The 20874-nt window shown below is 71.4% G+C and carries 22 protein-coding genes; 6 read left to right on the top strand and 16 right to left on the bottom strand.

The genetic code is table 11. The features are described from left to right. Positions 1–7: 7 nt before the first annotated feature. The 5 genes from IPK24_11960 to rsmD all read right to left on the bottom strand — a co-directional run bounded on the left by IPK24_11960 (position 8) and on the right by rsmD (position 2790). Positions 8–769 (bottom strand): ribonuclease III, encoded by a 762-nt coding sequence (locus IPK24_11960; protein ID MBK8076249.1) that lies wholly within the window; start codon positions 767–769, stop codon positions 8–10. Positions 770–785: 16 nt separating this feature from the next. After that, the gene (gene rpmF / locus IPK24_11955) at positions 786–989 is read right to left on the bottom strand and encodes a 50S ribosomal protein L32 (protein MBK8076248.1); all 204 of its coding nucleotides are present in this window, start codon (positions 987–989) and stop codon (positions 786–788) included. 50 nt (positions 990–1039) lie between these two features. Further along, positions 1040–1513: a DUF177 domain-containing protein gene (locus tag IPK24_11950; protein ID MBK8076247.1), complete on the bottom strand. Its 474-nt coding sequence runs from the start codon at positions 1511–1513 to the stop codon at positions 1040–1042. Positions 1514–1685: 172 nt separating this feature from the next. After that, on the bottom strand, positions 1686–2207 hold the full coding sequence (gene coaD, locus IPK24_11945; protein ID MBK8076246.1) for a pantetheine-phosphate adenylyltransferase: 522 nt from the start codon (positions 2205–2207) through the stop codon (positions 1686–1688). Positions 2208–2217: 10 nt separating this feature from the next. Then, positions 2218–2790 carry a 16S rRNA (guanine(966)-N(2))-methyltransferase RsmD gene (gene rsmD, locus IPK24_11940; protein ID MBK8076245.1) on the bottom strand — a complete coding sequence of 191 codons (573 nt, stop codon included), beginning with the start codon at positions 2788–2790 and terminating at the stop codon, positions 2218–2220. A gap of 297 nt (positions 2791–3087) precedes the next feature. Here rsmD and IPK24_11935 point away from each other — a divergent pair, with 297 nt between their 5' ends. Continuing rightward, positions 3088–4218, top strand: a complete 1131-nt coding sequence (locus IPK24_11935; protein ID MBK8076244.1) for a chemotaxis protein — start codon at positions 3088–3090, stop codon at positions 4216–4218. On the opposite strand, the gene IPK24_11930 is transcribed toward IPK24_11935, so the two are convergent. Continuing rightward, on the bottom strand, positions 4200–6395 hold the full coding sequence (locus IPK24_11930; GenBank protein ID MBK8076243.1) for an ATP-dependent DNA helicase RecG: 2196 nt from the start codon (positions 6393–6395) through the stop codon (positions 4200–4202). The genes IPK24_11935 and IPK24_11930 overlap by 19 nt on opposite strands. A gap of 6 nt (positions 6396–6401) precedes the next feature. Next, positions 6402–8027 (bottom strand): DAK2 domain-containing protein, encoded by a 1626-nt coding sequence (locus IPK24_11925; GenBank protein MBK8076242.1) that lies wholly within the window; start codon positions 8025–8027, stop codon positions 6402–6404. Positions 8028–8228: 201 nt separating this feature from the next. On the opposite strand from IPK24_11925, the gene IPK24_11920 reads away from it, so the two are divergent. Beyond that, complete coding sequence (locus IPK24_11920) at positions 8229–8414, top strand: 50S ribosomal protein L28 (protein MBK8076241.1); 186 nt, start codon at positions 8229–8231, stop codon at positions 8412–8414. A 79-nt stretch (positions 8415–8493) separates the two neighbouring features. On the opposite strand, the gene IPK24_11915 is transcribed toward IPK24_11920, so the two are convergent. Then, positions 8494–9534 carry a thiamine-phosphate kinase gene (locus tag IPK24_11915; protein MBK8076240.1) on the bottom strand — a complete coding sequence of 347 codons (1041 nt, stop codon included), beginning with the start codon at positions 9532–9534 and terminating at the stop codon, positions 8494–8496. Between the two features lie 112 nt (positions 9535–9646). Here IPK24_11915 and IPK24_11910 point away from each other — a divergent pair, with 112 nt between their 5' ends. Continuing rightward, on the top strand, positions 9647–9880 hold the full coding sequence (locus IPK24_11910) for an Lrp/AsnC ligand binding domain-containing protein (GenBank protein MBK8076239.1): 234 nt from the start codon (positions 9647–9649) through the stop codon (positions 9878–9880). A gap of 32 nt (positions 9881–9912) precedes the next feature. After that, positions 9913–10368 carry a DUF3515 family protein gene (locus IPK24_11905; protein ID MBK8076238.1) on the top strand — a complete coding sequence of 152 codons (456 nt, stop codon included), beginning with the start codon at positions 9913–9915 and terminating at the stop codon, positions 10366–10368. A gap of 10 nt (positions 10369–10378) precedes the next feature. On the opposite strand, the gene IPK24_11900 is transcribed toward IPK24_11905, so the two are convergent. Beyond that, positions 10379–11527, bottom strand: coding sequence for a D-alanine--D-alanine ligase (locus IPK24_11900; GenBank protein ID MBK8076237.1), 1149 nt, complete (start codon positions 11525–11527; stop codon positions 10379–10381). 171 nt (positions 11528–11698) lie between these two features. Between IPK24_11900 and IPK24_11895 the strand changes: the two genes are divergently transcribed. Next, the gene (locus tag IPK24_11895; GenBank protein MBK8076236.1) at positions 11699–12829 is read left to right on the top strand and encodes an aminotransferase class I/II-fold pyridoxal phosphate-dependent enzyme; all 1131 of its coding nucleotides are present in this window, start codon (positions 11699–11701) and stop codon (positions 12827–12829) included. Positions 12830–12839: 10 nt separating this feature from the next. On the opposite strand, the gene IPK24_11890 is transcribed toward IPK24_11895, so the two are convergent. Next, positions 12840–13688 (bottom strand): 1-acyl-sn-glycerol-3-phosphate acyltransferase, encoded by an 849-nt coding sequence (locus IPK24_11890; GenBank protein ID MBK8076235.1) that lies wholly within the window; start codon positions 13686–13688, stop codon positions 12840–12842. A gap of 77 nt (positions 13689–13765) precedes the next feature. Here IPK24_11890 and IPK24_11885 point away from each other — a divergent pair, with 77 nt between their 5' ends. Next, complete coding sequence (locus tag IPK24_11885; protein ID MBK8076234.1) at positions 13766–14593, top strand: NTP transferase domain-containing protein; 828 nt, start codon at positions 13766–13768, stop codon at positions 14591–14593. A gap of 250 nt (positions 14594–14843) precedes the next feature. Here the strand turns inward: IPK24_11885 and IPK24_11880 are convergent, their stop codons facing one another. The 6 genes from IPK24_11880 to leuC all read right to left on the bottom strand — a co-directional run bounded on the left by IPK24_11880 (position 14844) and on the right by leuC (position 20857). Next, on the bottom strand, positions 14844–15251 hold the full coding sequence (locus IPK24_11880) for a glyoxalase (GenBank protein MBK8076233.1): 408 nt from the start codon (positions 15249–15251) through the stop codon (positions 14844–14846). Beyond that, entirely contained in the window at positions 15248–16054 is an 807-nt protein-coding gene (locus IPK24_11875) for an AraC family transcriptional regulator (GenBank protein ID MBK8076232.1), read from the bottom strand. The genes IPK24_11880 and IPK24_11875 overlap by 4 nt, the downstream gene beginning before the upstream one ends. 47 nt (positions 16055–16101) lie before the next feature. Next, positions 16102–17436 (bottom strand): UDP-N-acetylglucosamine 1-carboxyvinyltransferase, encoded by a 1335-nt coding sequence (gene murA / locus IPK24_11870; protein MBK8076231.1) that lies wholly within the window; start codon positions 17434–17436, stop codon positions 16102–16104. An 84-nt stretch (positions 17437–17520) separates the two neighbouring features. Further along, on the bottom strand, positions 17521–18393 hold the full coding sequence (locus IPK24_11865) for an HU family DNA-binding protein (GenBank protein MBK8076230.1): 873 nt from the start codon (positions 18391–18393) through the stop codon (positions 17521–17523). Between the two features lie 303 nt (positions 18394–18696). Further along, entirely contained in the window at positions 18697–19305 is a 609-nt protein-coding gene (leuD, locus tag IPK24_11860; protein ID MBK8076229.1) for a 3-isopropylmalate dehydratase small subunit, read from the bottom strand. Between the two features lie 43 nt (positions 19306–19348). Next, positions 19349–20857: a 3-isopropylmalate dehydratase large subunit gene (gene leuC / locus IPK24_11855; GenBank protein ID MBK8076228.1), complete on the bottom strand. Its 1509-nt coding sequence runs from the start codon at positions 20855–20857 to the stop codon at positions 19349–19351. Positions 20858–20874 lie beyond the last annotated feature (17 nt).

The raw sequence follows: 20874 nt of genomic DNA, 5'->3' as shown, positions 1-20874 counted from the left end.
CGACGTCCTAGGAAGCAGCCGGCTCGGCCGGCTCGACCATCTCGGACCCGACCTCGGATCCGACCTCGGCCTCGATCGCGGTGAACGCCGCGGAGGCCGCGATCTGCTCGGCCTCCTTCTTGCTGCGCCCGCTGCCGGTCCCCCGGGCCAGGCCACCGACCCGGACCGTGGCATGGAACACCTTGGCGTGGTCGGGACCCTCCTCGGCGACGAGATACTCCGGCACGCCGAGGGAGTGGTTGGCCGTCAGCTCCTGCAGGCTGGTTTTCCAGTCCAGGCCGGCCCCCCGCAGGGCCGACGTGCGCAGCAACTCGTCCAGCAGGTGGTGCACCAGCGTCGCGGCGGCCTCGATGCCGGCGTCCAGGTAGACCGCCCCGATCAGGGCCTCGAGGGTGTCGGCCAGGATCGAGGACTTGTCCTGCCCCCCACTGGTCTGTTCCCCCCGGCCGAGCATCAGGTGCGGGCCCAGCTCCAGTCCGCGCGCGACCTCCGCGAGCGCCCGCATGTTGACCACGGCGGCTCGCAGCTTGGCCAGCTGTCCCTCGGGCAGGTCGGGGTGGGCGCGATAGAGCGTCTCGGTGACCACCAGCCCCAGCACGGCGTCGCCGAGGAACTCGAGCCGTTCGTTGGTGGGCAGACCACCGTTCTCATAGGCGTACGAGCGGTGGGTCAGGGCGAGCGTGAGCAGCTCCTCGGGCAGGCAGAGGCCGAGCCGGGCGCGCAACGCCTCCCGGTCGGACGGCGTGCCGGCGCTCGCGTTCGCGCTCACCTGCCCCCCTGGCGGCTCAGAGGTCCTTGACCTTGCGGCCCTTGTACTCGAGGTAGAGCGGCGTTCCCGCGGAGTCGGTGACCACGTGTGCCTGGTGCGGACGCGAGTAGCTGACCTGGCCGCCCTCGACGGTCGTGGTCAGGGTGGTCGCGGTCGCCTTCCACTGCGAGCGGCGGGACCGCGTGTTGCTGCGGGACATCTTCCGCTTGGGGACGGCCACGGGACTTCTCCTTTGTCGGGTGCTGCTGCGGGGGTCGAGCGGGTAGAGCGTCAGTCGGTGTCGAGTTCGGCCAGCGCCTGCCAGCGCGAGTCGATGGTCTCGTGTCGGTGGTCCGGGTCGTCCGCCAGGCGGGCCCCACACTCGGAGCACAGACCCGGGCAGTCGTCCCGGCACAACGGTTGGTACGGCAGTGCGGGAACCATGGTGTCGCGCAGGGCAGGTTCCAGGTCGATCAACTCGTCCTGGAGCTCACGCACCTCGTCGTCGTCCTCGTCACCCTCCTCGCGGCGACGCTCGGCGTAGGCGTACAGCTCCTGTAGGTCGGCGTCCACCTCACGATGGACGTCGTCCAGGCACCGCACACATTCGCCCCGCGCCGTCCCGTGGACGGATCCGGAGACGAGGACCCCCTCGAGCACCGCCTCCAGCCGAAGGTCCAACTGCAGGTCACTGCCCTCGGGAATCCCGATCACGTCGGTTCCCAGATCGGCCGGAGCCGCGACGACGCGGGAGACCTTCCGCATGGTTCCAGGGCGGTGACCCAGCTCACGGGTATCGAGCACGAGCGGGGACCGCGGATCCGGGCGGATGGTGCACCTTCCTCGACGAGGTTTCGACAACGATCTCGGCGCACGCCACGAGGCGGCGAGGCCGACGGGCAAGGCTACCTCGCCGAGCTCGCTGCGATCCAATCGTCTACGCGCCGCGCTCCCCGCGACGCTCGGCCAACCGGTCGAGCAGGCGATCCCGGACGACGTCCGGCACCAGCCCGGTGACGTCGCCGCCCAGCCCGGCCACCTCCTTGACCAGCGAGGACGACACGTGTTCGAGCCGGGGATCCCCCGGCAGGAACACCGTCTCGAGACCGGTCAGGTGGCGATTCATCAGAGCCATCGGCAACTCGTAGGCGAAGTCGGTGCCCGAGCGCAGACCCTTGACCACCGCCACGGCCTCGACCGCACGGCAGAAGTCGACCAGCAGCGCTCCGCTGACCTCGGCGATGCGGACCCGAGGGGCGCCGTCCAGGCTGGCCTCGAGCAGGTCGATGCGCTCGGCAGGGGTGAACAGCCCGGGTTTGGCGGGATTGGTGAGCACGGCCACCACGACCTCGTCGAACAGCTCGGTGGCCCGGTGCACCACGTCCAAGTGGCCGTGGGTCACCGGGTCGTAGCTGCCGGGGCAGACACACCGGCGCAGGGAGGCGGTCGGAGCCGTCATGGGGCGCAACCTACTCGGCGGGCGGCGCGGCGTACCAGAGCGTGGTCTCGCCGTAGCGCCGGACATCGGTGCGCTGCAGGCCCTGCGGCCAACGTGGTTCGGGGCTTCGCCCACTGCGCTCGACCACGACCACGCCGCCGTCGGCCAGCCAGCCGTCCGTCAGGATGCCCAGGACCTCGCCGAGCTCCCCCTCGGTCAGCACGTAGGGCGGGTCGAGCAACACCAGATCGGCCGGCGATCCGGCCAGGAACGGCGGGTTGCCGCTCAGGTAGCGCTGCACCGACGACAGCACGACCCTGACCTGGGGCAGGCCGAGTGTCGTGGCGTTGCGCCGGGCCACCTCGGCCGCCTCGCGGGAGGAGTCGACCAGGACGACGTCCGAGGCCCCGCGGCTGGCGGCCTCGAGTCCCAGGGCGCCCGAGCCCGCGAACAGGTCGAGCACCTTGGCCCCCCGCAGGGCGCCTCGCGACTCCAGTCCCGAGAACAGCGCCTCCCGGACCCGGCCACTGGTGGGTCGGGTGGCCTCGCCCTTGGGGGCCTTGATCCGTCGTCCGCCAGCGCTCCCGGCGATGATGCGTGTCACGGGTCCAGTGTCCCGGGTCGGCGGCCCTCCTGTCGGGCGAGCCGGGCCGCCGACTCGTCCAGAGCACCGACTGATGCCCTGAGCGGGTCAACTCGATCACACATCGTGCCGATGGCCCCCCCATGACCCTGGATTGGCTGCCCCGTGGTTCCCAGATGACGGCCGAGTCGTGGCAGGCCCGCCACCGCATCCTCACCGGCTGTCTGTGGGCCGAGGTCCCGGTGCTGTTCCTGGTCGGCCTGCTCGGGCCGATGAGCCTGGTCGAGGCCGTGATGCTGCCCATGATGGTCGCGATCCATGGGCCTGCTCGCGCGGTTCGCTCCCGGTCAGGTCGCTCAGGGGCAGCTGACCGCTCTGGGCCTGGTCGCGGGGTCGTTCATGGGCATCGAGCTGTCCGGCGGCCAGGTGCACGCCCACCTGTTCATCCTGTCCGCGATCGCCCTGGTCGCGCTCTACCAGCAGTGGGGGCCGCTGCTGCTCACCGTCGGCGCCGTCGTGGTGCACCACCTCACGCTCGGCCTGATGGCCCCCGAGCGCGTCTTCGCCGGTGGCATGACCATGGGTGAGCACGGCCTGTCGTTCGGGCAGGTGCTGGTCATGGTCGTGGTCCACGCCGTCGCGGTGGTGATCGAGGTGGCCGGCATCCTGCTGCTGTGGCACTTCGCCGAGGCCGCCGAGCTCGATGCCGAACGCAGCCGCGGTCAGCGCGACCAGGAGCGTCACGCCGCCGAGACCGCACGCACCGAGGCCATCGAGGTCGAGGCCGAGGCCGAACGCCGCCGGCTGGCCGAGATGGACACAGCTCGCGCCGGGGTCAGTGACCGCGCCGAACAGCTCCGGGGACGGGTCGCCGACGCCACGCTGGCCGTCGACCAGCTCGAACAGCAGGCCGACCTGCTGCGCCGCAGCATCGCCGAGGTGGCCCAGCGCTGCCAGGAGGCCGCCGAGACCGCCGGGAACGGTGAGCGGACGGCGTCCACCGCGGCCGAGGAGGTGCGACGGCTGGAACGGGCGATGGGTGAGATCTCGGAGGTCAACCAGATGATCGCCCAGCTGGCCGGGCAGACGAACCTGCTCAGCCTCAACGCCACCATCGAGGCGGCCCGGGCCGGTGAGCTCGGCAAGGGCTTCGCCGTCGTGGCCCAGGAGGTCAAGGGCCTCGCCCAGGAGACGGCCGCCTCGGCCGACAAGGTGCGCTCGGTGATCGAGGGCGTCGTCGAGGAGACCGAGCGGGTGGCCCGCAGCTTCGCCACCACCAGCGCCCTGGTGGGCGAGATCCACCGGGCCCAGAACGTGATCGCCGACTCGGTCGAGCAGCAGTCCCAGGTGCTGAACGAGGTCGCCGAACAGACGGCCGTGGTGACCGCCGCGACCCGAGACATCGGCTCCGGACTGTCCGACCTGGTCGATCAGGTGCGATCGAGGTAGGCCTCGCGCTCGTCGTCCAGCAGTTCTTCGAGCGCCTGGGCCAGCGCCGGGTGGTGCACCAGACCGGGGTCGGCGGCCACCAGGGCCGTGGCCTCGCGACGAGCATCGATGATCGTGTCCTCGTCGCGCAGCACCCGCAGCTTGCGCAGTGAGGACTTGCTGCCCGACTGGGCGGCACCCAGCACATCGCCCTCGCGGCGCAGATCCAGGTCGGCCCGGGCCAACGCGAAGCCGTCCGGGGTGAGCGAGACCACCTCCACCCGGGTGCGGGCCGGGGTGCCCTGACGGCTGTCGGTGACCAACAGGCACACGCCCTTGGCGACCCCACGGCCCACGCGGCCGCGCAGCTGGTGCAACTGGGACATGCCGAACCGGTCGGCCTCCAGCACCACCATGGCCGTGGCGTTGGCCACGTCGACCCCCACCTCGATCACCGTGGTGGCCACCAGCACGTGCACCGCGCCCGCCGCGAAGTCGCGCATCACCAGCTCGCGCTCCTCCGCCGGCATGCGGCCGTGCAGGGCCTCGATCCGCAGGCCCGACAAGGCGGCCGTGGCGCGCAGCTCCTCGACCACCTCGAGGACGGCGCGCAGCGGGCGCTGCGGGGCCTCCTCCTCCTCGGGGAACAACCCGTCCCCGGCCGGGGCGTCCTCGGGACGCAACGGCCCGTCGTCCTCGCCGACCTCGATGCGCGGGCACACCACGTAGGCCTGGTGGCCGTTCTCGACCTCTTCGCGCAACCGGAACCAGATCCGTTGGTACCAATCCGGATTGGTGGCCAGATCGACCACGTGGGTGACCACCTCGGAACGACCCGCTGGCACCTCCAGCAACACCGAGGTCTCGAGGTCACCGAACACGGTCATGGCCACGGTCCGCGGGATCGGGGTCGCGGTCATCACCAACAGGTGCGGCGTCTGGCGTCCCTTGTCGCGCAACATGTCCCGCTGTTCGACGCCGAACCGGTGCTGTTCGTCGACCACGGCCAGCGCCAGATCGGCGAAACTGACCTGGCGCTGCAGCAGGGCATGGGTGCCGATCACGATCCCCGCCTCGCCGGAGGCGATCTGCAGCAACGCCGCCCGGCGGGCCGCGGTCGGCATCGACCCGGTCAGCAGCACCACCCGGGTCGAGGTGTCACCACCGAACAGTCCCCCCTGACCGATGTCCCCCAGCATCGCCGAGATCGATCGGAAGTGCTGTGCCGCAAGCACTTCCGTCGGCGCCAGCAACGCCGCCTGGCCGCCGGTGTCGACCACCGTGAGCATCGCCCGCAACGCCACGAGGGTCTTACCCGAGCCCACCTCGCCCTGCAACAGCCGGTGCATCGGGTGGGAGCGGGCCAGGTCGTCACTGATCTGGCGGCCCACCTGCATCTGGCCCTCGGTGAGGGTGAAGGGCAACGAGATGTCGAAGGCGTCCAGGATGCCGCCCTGAACCGCCGGGCGCGGCGTCGCCGGGAACTGGGCGGCCTCGTGCCGGCGCCGGGCCAGCGCCACCTGCAGCACGAACGCCTCCTCGTAGATGAACCGGCGCAGCGCCGAGTAGCCCGCGGCATCGGTCGAGGGGCGGTGCACCACCCGCAGCGCGTCGCCCAACTCCATCAACCGCATCCGCTGTCGCACCGACTCGGGCAGCGGGTCGTCCACCGGGGCGAGGATGTCCAGCACCATGCCGACACTGGTGCGGATCTGGTGCTGAGCGACCTTGGCGGTGGCCGGGTACACCGGGATCGGGCGTTGCGCGTCGGCCTCGGTGAAGCCGTCGGTCTCGAGCGGGGTCCACTTCGGGTGGGTCAGCTGACGCTGATTGCGGAACATCGACACGGTGCCCGAGAACAGCATCCGCCGCCCCACGGAGAACGCGGACTTCAGCCGCCACCCCTGGAAGAACGTCATGGGCAGCCGGTCCTCGCCGTCGGTGACCACCACCTTGAGCAGATATCCCTTGCGCTGACGCATCTCGACCAGCTCGGCGCTGACCACCTCGGCGACCAACGAGACCTCCACCCCGTCGGGCAGGTCGGCGATCGTGGTCAGCTGGCCGTACCGCTCGTAGCGCCGCGGGAAATGGCGCAACAGGTCACCGACGGTGCGCAGCTCGAGCTGGGCCTCCAGCAGCTTGGCACTGCGCAGTCCCAGCACCGGGCCGAGCGGGTCGGACAGCTTCAGCGACAAGGGATCTCACTCCACTCCGATGAGGATCGGGTACCTCGGCTGGCCACCGTCGAGCACCACGACCTCCACCCCCGGGTGGCCGCGACGCACCAGCGCCGCCAGCGCGGGCGCCACGTGTGGCGGCGCGTCCTCGCCCACCACCAGGCTCACCAGTTCCCCACCTCCGGTCAGCAGCCGTTCCAGGACGGCGCCCCCCACCTCGACCAGCTCGGCGCCGACCACCACGATGTCACCGGCCACGATGCCCAGCACGTCACCGGGGCGACACACCCCGCCCGTGGTCAGCGCCTCGCGCACCGCCAGGGTCAGCGCGCCGTCTCGGGTGGCCCCCGCCGCGGCGGACATGCTCACCACGTCGTCGTCCACCGAACGCAGCCGATCGTGGACCGCCGCCGCAGCCAGGCCCTGCACCTGGGCCCGGGTCGGCAACACGCTCACCCGTGCCCCGCCGGAGCGGGCGCTGCTGGCGGCCGCCTGGGCCACCGCCAGGGTGTCGCCGTCGTTGGGCAGCACCACCACGGCGTCCGCGACCGCCTGCGCGGCCCGGATCGCCTCGAGGATCTGGGCCGTCGAGGGACGACGCCGCGTCCCGCACTCGACCACCACCGCGCCGACCTCGGCGAACAACCGGGCCAGCCCGGGTCCCGCGGCGCAGGCGACCAACCCCACCCCGCCACCACGACGATCGGTGGCCCGGGCGGTCTGGTCGGCGAAATGGGCGATCCGCACCCGGTGCGGGCGGCCTGCCGCGATGCCGACCTCGACCGCCGCACCCGGATCGTCGGTGTGCACGTGGATGTGCCAGAGCCGGTCCCCACCGACCACGACCAGGCTGTCGCCCAGCCGGGCGAGGCGAGCCCGGACGTCGTCGATCGCGGCATCATCGGCGTCGAGCAGGAACATCACCTCGTAGGCGGGTCCGCCGGGGCGCAGCTCGTCGGTCACCGGCAGCGACGCGGGCACCGGACGCGGCGCTGCGCTGCGGTGGGAGCCACCCTGACGCCGCCCGCGGGTCCTGCCGCCGCGGCGGTGCACCAGGTCCTCCAACGCCTCGAGGACCACGAGGTAGCCCTTTCCCCCGGCATCGACCACCCCGGCCCGGCGCAGCACCTCGAGCTGCTCGGGGGTTCGCGCCAGCGCCTCACGCGCGGCGGTGACGATCGCGCTCACCACATGGGGCAGATCGTCGGGAGCCGCCTCAGCGGCGGCCGCGGCGGCGCGACTGACCGACAGGATGGTGCCCTCGACCGGGTCGGCGACCGCTCGCCAGGCCTGTTCGTCGGCCCGCCGGACCGCCTGTTTGGCGGCCGCGCCGTCCAGCACCTCGTGCTCGGCCAGTACCTCCGACCACCCCCGCAGCAGCTGGGCGGCGATGATGCCCGAGTTGCCCCGCGCGCCCATCAGCGCACCGTGGGCGAAGGCGGCGATCACCGCCCGGACATCTGCCTCCGGCGGCAGGGTGGCCACCGCGTCGACGGCCGCCTCGATGGTCAGGTAGAGATTGGTGCCGGTGTCGCCGTCCGGCACCGGGTAGACGTTGAGGGCATCCAGCTCCTCACGGGCCTCGGCGAGCGCAGCGAGTGCCGTCAAGGCCCAGTGGCGGGCCGAGCGGGCATCGATCGCCTGCAGCATGCTCGGCAGGCTACTGGCTCCCCCCACCCCCCACCCTCGGTGATCATGTAATCCGTGCACGGAGTGGGCACGGATTACATGATCACCAACAGCTCGGGGCGCTGGAGGTGACACGATTACCGTTCCGGCGAGCTGGTCCGATACCCTCTAGCGGACCGCCCGCCCGTTCAGTTCTGCTTCGAGACTTCAGGAGATCTACCCGTGGCTGCCAACTGCGACGTCTGCGGCAAGGGGCCGGGCTTCGGTCACAACATCTCGCACTCGCACCGGCGCACCAAGCGCCGCTGGAACCCGAACATCCAGCGGGTGCGGGCGCTGGTCGGTGGCGCACCGAAGCGGCTCAACGTCTGCACGTCCTGCATCAAGGCGGGCAAGGTCACGCGCTGAGGCGCACCTTCCCCGCACCAGTCGAGGCCGGTTCCCCCCACGGGAGCCGGCCTTCGTCGTGTGCGCTCGTCGACTCCGCTCACCAGTGGGTCCAGCCCGGCCGGCCCTGCCACGCAACGCCGTCCACCAGGACGACGCCACGATCGCCGTGCTCGCCGGCGCGAACCCGGCCGATCGCCACGAACGGCGACGGCAGCGGCAACCCGGGCGGGAAACAGGCCAGCAGGGCATGGTCCTCACCGCCGGTGAGCTGCCACGAGCGCACCATCGACTCACCCCCGCCGAGCCGTTCGGCCACGACCGGCAGGGCCGCCTCCCCCGGGATCGCCGCCGAGTCGAGCTCGATGACCACCCCCGAGGCCGCCGCGAGCCGGCTGGCATCGCGCACCAGGCCGTCGCTGGTGTCGATCAGGGCGCCGGCCCCACCGTCACGAGCCACCACCCCCGCCGGGTAGTCGGGCCGCGGCGCGCGGTGGGCGGAGAGCACCCGGCGCACGGCGGCGTCCAGGGTGTTCGACCCCTCCGGGTCCCGCCCGGCCGGACCTGCGCCGGCCAGCAACAGCTCCAGCCCGGCAGCGGAGGCCCCCACCGGGCCGGAGATCGCCACCACGTCCCCGGGCCGGGCGCCGGATCGCAACACCGCGGGCCGCGGGCCGTCCAGGACGCCGAACGCGGTGCCGGTCAGCACCACCTCGGCGGCCGAGGAGACGTCCCCGCCGATCATCGCCGCCCCCGCGCGGGCGCACTCGGCCGCCAGCCCTCGGGCCAGCTCGACCGGCATGGCGGCGGACGCCGAGCCGGGAGCGGCGAGGGAGACCAGCAGAGCCATCGGCCGGGCACCCATCGCGGCGATGTCCGCCAGCGTCTGCGCCGCGACCTTGACCCCCACGTCGTGGGCACTGGACCAGTCCCAGCGGAAGTCCCGCCCCTCGACCAGGGTGTCGGTCGAGATCACCACCCGGCCGGTGAGCTCGACCACGGCGGCGTCGTCCCCCGGACCCGTGAGCACCCACGGCGGGGACGGCGGGTACGCGGCGAGCACGGCCGAGACCAGCCGGTCCTCACCGAGATCGGCGAGCAGCGGCACGCCTGGACCCGCGTCCTGCGCGGCGCCGTCCATCGGACCTGCCTCCCACGGAAACTCACTACAGACTCGTGTCGGGGCGACACGGTAACGTGAGGCGCCCGCCAGCACCCCGTCCACGCACCCGCACGTACCCGAGGAGCACCCGATGGTCGAGGCCTACATCCTGATCCAGACCGAGGCCGGCAAGGCCTCGGACGTGGCCCGGGAGGTGTCGACCATGACCGGCGTCACCATGTGTGAGTACGTCATGGGTCCCTACGAGGTGATCGCCCGGGTCGAGGCCGCCAGCGGCGATGAGCTCGGCAAGCTGGTGATCGCCCGCATCCAGTCCGTGCCCGGCATCACGCGCACCACCACCTGCACCATCGTTCACCTCTGATCGTGCCGCGCCGCACGCCTCACGACCGCAGGGTGCTCGTCGGGATCGTCACGGTGACGGTGACGGTGACGGTTGCGGTGGTCTCGGGCTGTTCGTCGTCGCCGACCGTGGAGGCCGCGCCGCAGGCGGGGTCCCCGGCCTGCACCGCCGCCCTGGCGGCCGCACCCGCGCTCGTGCTCGACCAGGCCAGGACGACGATCTCGACGGCGGGAGCGCTGGCCTGGGGTGACCCGGCGATCGTGGTGCGGTGTGGGCTGGAGCCGCTCGGCCCGAGCACCAAGTCGTGCATCGGCGTCAACGGCATCGACTGGGTGATCGACGACGCCTCCGACCCGGTCACCGCGACCAGTTACGGCCGCGCCCCCGCCGTCGAGGTGCGTATGCCACGCGCGGTGGGAGCCGTCCGGCTGCCCGCCGCCCTGGTCGATCTCGCCCCGGTGGCCACCGCGCTGCCCACCACCTCGCGGACCTGCACCGGCCCGACCTGATCGCCGCGGGTCAGCGCAGGCCGATCCGTCGACGCATCGCCAGGGTCAGCAGCCGATCGATCAGATCGGGGTAGGACAACCCGGTCTGCTCCCACATCCGCGGGTACATCGAGAACGGCGTGAAGCCCGGCATCGTGTTGATCTCGTTGACCACGACCGAGTCGTCGGGGGTGACGAAGAAGTCGACCCGGGCCAGGCCCTCGCAGCCCATCGCCTCGAACGCACGGCCCGCCAGGTCGCGAACCTGACGCACCACGTGATCGGGCAGGTCGGCAGGGCAGCTGAGCTGCACGCTCGCCTCGTCGAGGTACTTGGCCTCGAAGTCGTAGAAGTCGTGGCCGCCGACCACCCGGATCTCCCCGGGCAGACTGGTCGCCGGCGCGCCGCCGTCCGCACTCTCGAGCACCGCACACTCGATCTCACGCCCGACGATCATGGCCTCGATGATCACCTTGGGGTCGTGCTCCCGCGCGGTCTCGATCGCGGCGTCCAGATCCTCGGCGCTCGACACCTTGCTGATGCCGATGCTCGAGCCGGCGCGCGCGGGCTTGACGAAGACCGGGTAACCGAGTTCCTCGACGTCCTCGCGCACCCGGTCGGGGTGACGCTCCCAATCCCGGGGACGCACCACGGTGTAGGGGCCGACCGGCAGTCCGGCGCCGTCCAACAGCACTTTCATGTAGTGCTTGTCCATGCTGGCCGCACTGGCCAACACCCCCGAGCCGACATAGCGGATGTCGGCCAGCTCGAGCAGCCCCTGCAGCGTGCCGTCCTCGCCGAACGGCCCGTGCAGCAACGGGAACACCACGTCGACCTGGCTCAGGGTGCGGGGCACCTGGTCGGGCTCGAGCACGGTCAACGTGCCCACCCCGGATTCCAACGGCACCAGGACGGCGGGACCCTCGTCGGCGCCCACCTCGGGCAGCACCCCGGCCTCGATCTGCCAGCGCTTGGGGTCCTCCCCCGCCAGCACCCACCGGCCCGTCGGGGTGATGCCGATGGGAACCACGTCCCATCGGGTGGGATCGATGGCCTGCATGACGCCTGCAGCGGTCACGCAGCTGATGCCGTGTTCGCTGGAGCGACCGCCGAAGACCACCGCGACCCGCGGTCGCCGTGCACTCTGCGCGAGGCCCTCGGGGCCGACTGTCTCGCTCATCGCGCCGACCATACTCGCTCGCCTGCGTGCGGCAGACATCGTGGTGCCGTCGCCGGGGTGCCCATCGTGACCATGGAGGCAGGGGGTGCCGGTGGGGCGCCGGAGGCGGGTGGTGGGCACCACCTCGACGCGCCACCACCAACCCCGGGCCGGCAACCTAGGCTGCCCGGTATGGAACCCGCCCATCTGTCCCCCGCCACGGTGGCGGTCACCGCCGGCCGGCCTCACCCGCTGCCCAACGCGCCGCTGAACACCCCGGTCACCTTCGCCTCGACCTACGCCGCTCGCGCCCTCAGCGCCGAGCCCAACGACGTGGGGTACGGCCGCTGGGGCAATCCCACCTGGACGGCGTTCGAAGAGGGGCTGGGTGCCCTGGAACGCGGTGAGGCCCTGGCCTTCGCCTCGGGCATGGCCGCGGTCGACGCCGCCTTCGCCCTGGTGCCCCCCGGCGGGGCCGTGGTGATCCCCGGCAGCGTCTACAACGGCACCGAGGCGCTGGCCCCCGACCTGGCGGCCACGGGGCGCATCCAGCTGCGACGTCCGGCCGGCATCGAGCTGGACGACGTCCTGCCGGCGCTGGACGGCGCGGCCATGCTCTGGCTCGAGTCACCCTCCAACCCCCTGCTCCAGGTGGCCGACCTGCCCGCGTTGATCGCCGCGGGGCACGCGGCCGGTGCCCTGGTGGTGGTGGACAACACCTTCGCCACCCCGCTGGGACAGTTGCCGCTGTCGAAGGGCGCGGACGTGGTGGTGCACTCGGCCACCAAGTACCTGTCCGGCCACTCCGACGTCCTGATGGGAGCCACCGTCAGCCGGGACGAGGAGTTGCGCGTCCGCCTGCACGCTCACCGCACGTTGCGCGGCGCCGTCCCCGGCCCGATGGAGGCCTGGCTGGCCCTGCGTGGCCTGCGCACGCTGCACCTGCGGGTCGAGCGGGCCTGCGCCAACGCCGCCGAACTCGCCCGGCGCCTGCACGCCCACCCCGCGATCAGCCGGGTGCGCCATCCGTCACTGCCGACCGACCCGTATCACGCGCGCGCCCGCGCCCAGATGCAGACCTTCGGTGCCGTCATCTCGATCGAGCTGGCCGATGGGCCACACGCCGCCGATCGGCTGTGCGGCTCGACCCAGCTGTGGGTCGACGCCACCAGCCTCGGTGGGGTCGAGTCCACCCTGGAGCGGCGCCGACGCCACGCGGCCGAACCCGTTGCCGTCCCGGAGAATCTGGTGCGGCTGTCGGTGGGCATCGAGGACGTCGAGGACCTCTGGGTCGACCTGTCCACCACCCTGGACCACTGCTGAACCGGCCGGCTCAGGACCTGCGCCGACGCTTGGCGGGGTTACCCGTCACCGCTTGACCGTGGCTGCGGGGGTTCCAGCGCTCGGCCGGGGCCCGCTCACCGCGGATCTGTTCCAACAGTGTGGTGATCGCGACCATGATGTCGGCGGTCGCAGCGCGCAAGGTCGCGCCGTCCAGGGGTTGGCCGGCCGGCCGGTCACGATAGGCCGACAGGTCGACCGGGGGGCCGGCCCACACGTGCACCGTGGTGCGGCGCCAGAAGCGCAACCGCAGCGAGTAGGGCGGCAGCAACTGCTGCGGTCCCCACTGCGCGATCGGGATCACCGGGCAGCCGGTGGTCAGGGCAATCCGGGCGGCCCCGGTCTTGCCCACCATGGGCCACTGGTCCGGGTCTCGGGTGAGGGTCGCCTCGGGGTAGATCGCGACACACTCCCCCGCTCGGACGGCGTCCATCGCGGCCCCGAGCGCCTTGCCGGCGTCGACGCTCTCGCGCAGTACCGGGATCTGGCCGGCCCGGGTCACGATCGGCCCCACGACGGGCACCCGGAACACCGACTCCTTGCCCAGGAATCGCGGCGGGCTGCCGTGATCGAGCAGGAACTGGCCGAAGGTCAGCGGGTCCACGTGGGAGACGTGGTTGCCGACGGCCACGAAGCCCCCGGAGCGAGGTAGGTGCTCCCCACCGCGCCAGTCGCGTCGGGTCAGGAAGCTCAGCGGCGGCCGCATGAGGGTCTCGACCATCCGGTACGCCCAGCTCAGGTGCCGAGGCGGGGCGGGTTCGCGGCTCACGGCTGCCCATCCTTCCCCGGCCCGGCGACACCTGTCGAGCGATCGGCTGCGAAACTGCCCCGGTGCACCCATCCGGCGCCCTACGGCTCGAGCGCTCGTGGTGTCTCGTGGTACCTGTCAAGGGTGGCGCTGCGGCGAAGTCGCGGTTGATGGTCGGGTCGGCCCTCGGCGGCGCGGCACTCGCCGCCGCCATCGCCGCCGACACGCTGGAGGCGGTGCTCGGCTGTGCGCGAGTGCACCGCGTCGTGGTGGTCACCTGCGAGACCGCCGCGGCCGAGGCCGCTGGTCGGGCCGGGGCCACCGTGGTGGCCGAGCAGCGCCCCGGCGCAGGCCTCTCGGCGGCCCTGGACGACGCGCTGGCGGCCGAGATCGTGAGCAGCCACCCCGGCGGCGTGGCGGTGCTCCTGGGCGACCTACCGGCGCTGAGGCCGGCCGATCTGGCCGCGGGCCTGGACGCCGCCCGCACCGCCCTCGCCGACGGCGCCGTGATGGCCGTCATCCCGGACGCCGAGGGCCGAGGCAGCGTGCTGCTGGCCGCCGACCGAGCCGGCGATCTCGACCCGGCGTTCGGTCCGGACTCCCTGGCGGCGCATGCCCTCCGTGGCGCCCGGGTGCTCGACCTCGACCTGCCGCGGTTGCGCCGGGACGTCGACACCCCCGGCGAACTGATGGCCGCCCTGACCCTGGGATGCGGGGCGCGGACTCGCGCCGTGCTGGCGGCCGGCCCCGGCTACGCTGGCCGGGTGCAGGCCACGGTGCATCGGTTCGACCCGACCAGCGGCGCGGGCAGCGTGCTGACCGACGACGGCACGGTGCTGCCGTTCACCGCGGAGGCCTTCGCGGGCAGCGGGTTGCGGCTGTTGCGCATCGGCCAGCGGCTCACCGTGACGGTGAGCGGCCTGGGGGCACAGGCCCTGGTGACCGGGCTGCGTCTGGGAACCGTCGGTCAGGTGCCCGAGCACCCCGCCCGCCCCTGAGACACCCACCCTCGGTGATCATGTAATCCGTGCACGTTTTGTGCACGGATTACATGATCACCGAGGGGCGCAGGTCGCTGTTCGGGCGGCGATGTCACTGTCACGTGCTGCATGGCACTGTCCTGGTGGTGTAGCAGCAAGTCAGTGACCCCGACCCCAGGACGGTGATCCGTGACAGTGATCGTGACGCAGCTGCCCAAACTCAGCCGGATCGTGGTCCAGCTCCAGAGCTCAATCCGCACAGCGGCCCTCAGGGCGAGCCACGCATCCACGGGGTGTGGGTCACCGCGATCAGCAGGCCGTCGGCGGTCTGAAGGCGAGCCAGACGCTGACCCCACGGCTCGGTCTTCACCGGGCTGATCAGATCGTGCCCGGCGGCGAGCAGTTCGGCGGCCGCCGCGTCCACGTCGTCCACCTCGAATTCGACGGTGGCCTGCGGGCGGGGCCGGTCGGTCGGCCATGCGTCGGTACCGAAGCACGCCTGCGCGGCGCCGGTCAGGGACCAGACACCGAAGTGCTTCACTCCGGACAGTTCGTCCGTTGAGGGGTAGTCCGGATCAGCCGTGAGGTGCAGCCCGAGGTCGGTGCTGAACAGGCGTTGGCCGGTCGGTGGATCGGCGACGATCGGCGCAATGCCGGAGACGAAGAGAACCTTCATGTCGTCGACCCTAGAGACGGTGTCTTGAAGATTTCGGCCCGGTGCTCACCTGGAGTGAGCCCGGTCATTGCGTGCACCTCGCGCGTGAGGTGAGCCTGGTCGGCGAAGCCCGTGGCCTGGGCAAGGTCGGCAAGGTCGGCAAGGTCGGCAAGGTCGGCGGGTTCACGGTGCAGGGCGCGCAACGCGGCCTGCAACCGGACCACGCGGGCGAACATCTTCGGGCCGTACCCGACCTGTGTGGTGACCCGTTCGCGCAGTTGACGTTCGCCGATCTGCAGCTCGGCCGCCAGCAGGCTCACCCGTACCCGACCCTGCGCGCCCTCGATCCGACGCACCGCCTCGGCGGCAATGGGGTCCGGGCAGGGGCTGGACCCGCGTGTGCACGAGAGACGGAAGGCCACCGCGTTCGCGATGTGCTGCGCAGCCGAGACCGCATCTGCGGACTGGATCAACTGCTCGTGCAGGCGTTCGGCATCCAGTCCCCAGAGGTCGGCGAGCGGGGCGCGCTCATCGAGCAGATCCCTGGGCGAGAGGCCGAGGGCGGCACCCGCTCGTCCAGGCCGGAACCTCACCCCCACGGTCGGTCCGCCCTGCGGCACCACGACGAGCTGGGTGTCCGGACCGGCGACGAACAGCTGCCCGTGTCGCCAGATGAGGTCCAGGCAGCCGTCCGGCACCACCGGCTGCGGACCGGCCGAGGCCGGCGCCGCCCACAGGCACCGGACGTCGTCCGCGGCGACGCCTCGCCACTCCCGGTACGTGGCGATGCCCTCTGGATCGCCGAGTTCGGCCGCAGCGTTCACGACATGAGGGATCGGCTACAGGTTCGCGGTGTCATCGCGCACTCGTCTCAGCGGTCGTACTTGGCGCCCAGGGCATCGAGCTTGCTCTGAAAGTGCTCGTAGCCACGGTCGATCAGACCGATACCGCTCACTCGCGAGGTCCCCTCGGCGGCCAGTGCCGCCAGCAGGTGACTGAACCCACCCCGCAGATCGGGCACCTCGATGTCGGCGCCGTGCAACGGGGTCGGCCCACTGACCACCGCAGAGTGTCGGAAGTTGCGCTGCCCGAACCGACACGGCAGGCCGCCCAGGCACTCTCGGTAGAGCTGAATCTGCGCCCCCATGTCGCGTAGTGCCCGGGTGAAGCCGAACCGGTTCTCGTAGACCGTCTCGTGGACGATGGACAGCCCCTCGGCCTGGGTCAGGGCGACCACCAGCGGTTGTTGCCAGTCGGTCATGAACCCGGGGTGCACCGCGGTCTCGATCACCAGTGAGTTCAGGCTGCCACCGGGGTGGGAGAACCGGATGCCGTCATCGGCGATGTCCAGCGCGCCACCGACTTTGCGGAACACGTTCAGGAAGGTCATCATCTCGAGTTGCCGGGCGCCCTTGACCGTGATGTCACCCCCCGTGGCGAGTGCGGCACAGGCCCAGCTGGCGGCCTCGATCCGGTCGGGCAGTGCTCGGTGGGTGAAACCGCCGAGCCGGTCGACCCCTTCGACCTTGATGACCCGGTCGGTGTCGACGCTGATGATCGCGCCCATCTTCTGCAGGACGGCGATCAGGTCCATGATCTCGGGCTCGATGGCCGCGTTGCGCAGCTCGGTCACGCCCTCGGCCCGGACCGCGGTGAGCAGCACCTGCTCGGTGGTGCCCACACTCGGGTAGGGCAGCTGGAGTTTGGTGCCGCGCAGGCGCTGCGGCGCCGACAACGCGATGCCGTGCGGCTGCTTCTCGACCACGGCGCCGAACTGGCGCAGCACCTCGAGGTGGTAGTCGATCGGGCGGTCACCGATGCGGCACCCACCCAGATCCGGGATGAACGCCTCGCCCAGCCGGTGCAGCAGCGGGCCGCAGAACAGGATCGGGATGCGGCTGGACCCGGCGTGGGCGTCGATGTCGGCGACATGGGCCAGCTCGACGTTGCTCGGATCGAGCTCCAGCTCGGCCGGCGACCCGGCGTGTGAGACCTGAACACCGTGCAGTTCCAGCAAACCGGTGACCACGGTGACGTCGCGGATCTCGGGGACGTTGCCCAACCGGCTCGGTTCCTCGCCGAGCAGCGAGGCCACCATCGCCTTCGAGACGAAGTTCTTCGCTCCGCGCACCGTGATGATGCCGCGCAACGGCGTTCCGCCGTGGACGGTGAGCACGTCGTCGTCGCGATGCACCTGATCACTCATGTGCCCATGGTGACGCAGACGGCGGGCCGCCTCCAAAGAGGCGACCCGCCGTTCAGGGGTGCGTCGTGCGATGCGGCCTGTGGTTCAGGCCTTCTTGGCCGCCGTGCGCCGTGCCGGGGTCTTGGCCGCCGTCACCGTGCGCTTGGCAGGCGCCTTCGCCGGAGCCTTGGCCGCAGCCTTCGCCGGGGCCTTGGCCGCAGCCTTCGCCGGGGCCTTGGCAGCAGCCTTCGCCGGAGCCTTGGCAGCCGCCCGAGCCGGGGTGGCCTTGACGGCCGCCTTGGCCGGAGCCGCCTTGACGGCCCGGGTGGCCGCAGCCTTGGCCGGAGCCTTGGCGGCAGTGCGGGTCGCGGCCACCTTCGCCGGGGCCTTGGCCGCGGTGCGGGTGGCGGCCACCTTCGCCGGAGCCTTGGCAGCAGCCTTGGCCGGGGCCTTGGCAGCAGCGCGAACCGGAGCCGCCTTGGCCGCGGTCTTCGCCGGAGCCTTGGCCGCGGTACGGGTCGCCGCGGCCTTGGCCGGAGCCTTGGCAGCAGCGCGGACCGGAGCCGCCTTGGCCGCGGTCTTCGCCGGAGCCTTGGCGGCCGAAGCCACCTTGGCCACGCGGCTGGTGGCCGCAACGGTTGCCGCCCGAGCGGCGCTGCGAGCAGCCGTGGTCGCCGAGACGGCGGCCACCTTCGGCAGCGACTTCGGGTCGGCGACATACATCTTGAACGCGGTGCCCGGCTTGAACCGGGGCACCGACGTCTTCTTGATCTTGACAGTGGCGCCGGTACGCGGGTTGCGTCCGACTCGGGGGCCACGCACGGTCTTCTCGAACGACCCGAAGCCCGAGATGGCAACCTTCTCGCCGCGTGCAACGGCACGCGTCACGGTGTCGACGATCGCTTCGATCGCGTCTGCCGCGGCTTTCCTGCTGCCGAGACGCCCTTCGAGCGCCGCGACGAGTTCTGCCTTGTTCACAGATGTCCTCCGGTACACGGTGTCGAGCGCGGTGCTCGACCTCGAGAGATGACGGTATTCCGCCAAAGCATGAATCGTCCAACATCGTCAAGACCCTGAGCCCTTGTGTCGTAACGATTACCCGCTCTTTTCGAGGCCCCCGGGGGCCTCGAAGGCGCCTCGGCCGCCCCGGGCCGAGCGGCCCGGCCTGGCCCGAAAACCTCAGTCGCTCGGATGCTCTTGCCTTGCGGCACAGCCGATTTCACCGTCGGACGCCGCCCCGGGGGGAGCCACCACCCTGGGGCGGGTCGCCCGAAATGTACCTCAGCGAACCGGCAGGGTGGCCGGCAGCCACTGCGGCCGAGCAGCTTCGAAACTTCCTATCGCGTCGACGTGTTGCAGGGTCAGCCCGATGTCGTCCAGACCCTCCATCAGGCGCCAGCGGGTGTAGTCGTCGACCTCGAACGGCACGGTGAAGGGGCCGTCGACCGCCTGGACGGTGGCAGTTCGCGCCGCCAGGTCGACGGTGATCGAGGTGCCCGGAACCCCCTCCAGCACGGCCCAGATGCGCTCGATGTCCGCCTGATCGACGACGGCCGTGAGTAGCCCCTGCTTGCCCGAATTGCCACGGAAGATGTCGGCGAAGCGCGACGAGAGCACGACCTGGAAGCCGTAGTCGCGAAGCGCCCAGACGGCGTGCTCCCGGGAGGATCCGGTGCCGAAGTCCGGCCCGGCGACCAGCACCGAACCTGCCCGGAATGCCTCCTGGTTCAGCACGAATCCGGGGTCGTTGCGCCATGCGGCGAACAGGCCGTCCTCGAATCCGGTGCGGGTGACGCGCTTGAGGTACACCGCGGGGATGATCTGGTCGGTGTCGACGTTCGAGCGCCGCAACGGCACGCCGATCCCGGTGTGCGAGACGAACTTCTCCATCACAGGTCTCCAAATACTCTCGTCAGCGGGGGTTGGGACGCGCTCAGGGGTGCGAGACGGGGGCGAGATCGGCCGGGCTCGACAACGTGCCCCGCACGGCGGTGGCCGCTGCCACCAGTGGCGAGACCAGGTGGGTGCGACCGCCCTTGCCCTGTCGTCCCTCGAAGTTGCGGTTGGAGGTCGACGCCGACCGCTCCTGCGGCGCCAACTGATCGGGGTTCATGCCCAGGCACATCGAGCACCCGGCGTTGCGCCACTCGGCCCCGAAGTCACGGAACACCTTGTCCAGACCTTCCGCCTCGGCCTGCTGACGTACGCGTTCCGAACCGGGCACCACCAGCACGCGAAGGCTGTCGGCCTTGACCCGGCCCTGGACCACGGCCGCCGCGGCACGCAGGTCCTCGATCCGGCCGTTGGTGCACGAGCCGATGAACACGGTGTCCACGGCCACGTCCCGCAAGGGGGTTCCCGGGGTCAGGCCCATGTACGCCAAGGCCCGCTCGGCCGCCGTGCGCGCACTCTCGTCGTCCATCGCTGCCGGGTCGGGAACCCGAGCCGACAACGGAAGCCCCTGCCCCGGATTGGTTCCCCAGGTGACGAAGGGCTCGAGCTCGGCGGCGTCCAGCACCACCTCGGCGTCGAAGGTGGCGTCGGGGTCGGTGTGCAGCTGCGACCAATCCGCCACGGCGGCCTGCCAGTCGGCGCCGGAGGGGGCATGCGGGCGGCCCTGCAGGTAGTCGAAGGTGGTCTGGTCGGGGGCGATCATCCCGGCGCGGGCGCCGGCCTCGATCGACATGTTGCACACCGTCATCCGAGCCTCCATCGACAGGGCACGAATCGCCTCGCCGCGGTACTCGATCACATAGCCCTGCCCGCCACCGGTTCCGATCCGCGCGATCACCGCGAGGATGATGTCCTTGGCGGTGGCGCCCTCCGGCAGCGTGCCGTCGACGGTGACGGCCATGGTCTTGAACGGCTTGAGCGGCAACGTCTGCGTGGCCATCACGTGCTCGACCTCGCTGGTACCGATGCCGAAGGCCAGCGCCCCGAAGGCACCGTGGGTCGAGGTGTGCGAGTCGCCGCACACGACCGTCATGCCCGGTTGGGTCAGTCCCAGTTGAGGACCGACCACGTGCACGATGCCCTGTTCGACATCACCCAGCGCGTGCAGCCGAACACCGAACTCTGCACAGTTGGCCCGCAGCGTCTCGATCTGCGTGCGGCTCACCGGGTCTGCGATCGGTTGGTCGATGTTCGTGGTCGGGACGTTGTGGTCCTCCGTGGCCAGCGTCAGGTCGGGACGGCGCACCGGACGACCGGCCAACCGCAGCCCGTCGAAGGCCTGCGGGCTGGTCACCTCGTGAATCAGGTGAAGGTCGATGTAGAGCAGATCCGGCTCTGCCCCGCCGCCGGTGCGGACGACGTGCGCGTCCCAGACCTTCTGTGCCAATGTGCGTCCCACGCCTGGACCCTCCTGCGATCGATCGTCGGGTGTGCTGCTCGACACAGCGTGCTCCTCCGATCGGGTGTCGTGCGCTTGCGTCTCACGCATCGAGACGCGAGTATCAC

Source organism: Kineosporiaceae bacterium (genome assembly GCA_016713225.1).
Classification (GTDB): domain Bacteria; phylum Actinomycetota; class Actinomycetes; order Actinomycetales; family Kineosporiaceae; genus JADJPO01.
The sequence above is the reverse complement of the archived record's forward strand: the minus strand, read 5'-3'. Positions and strand labels throughout refer to the sequence as shown.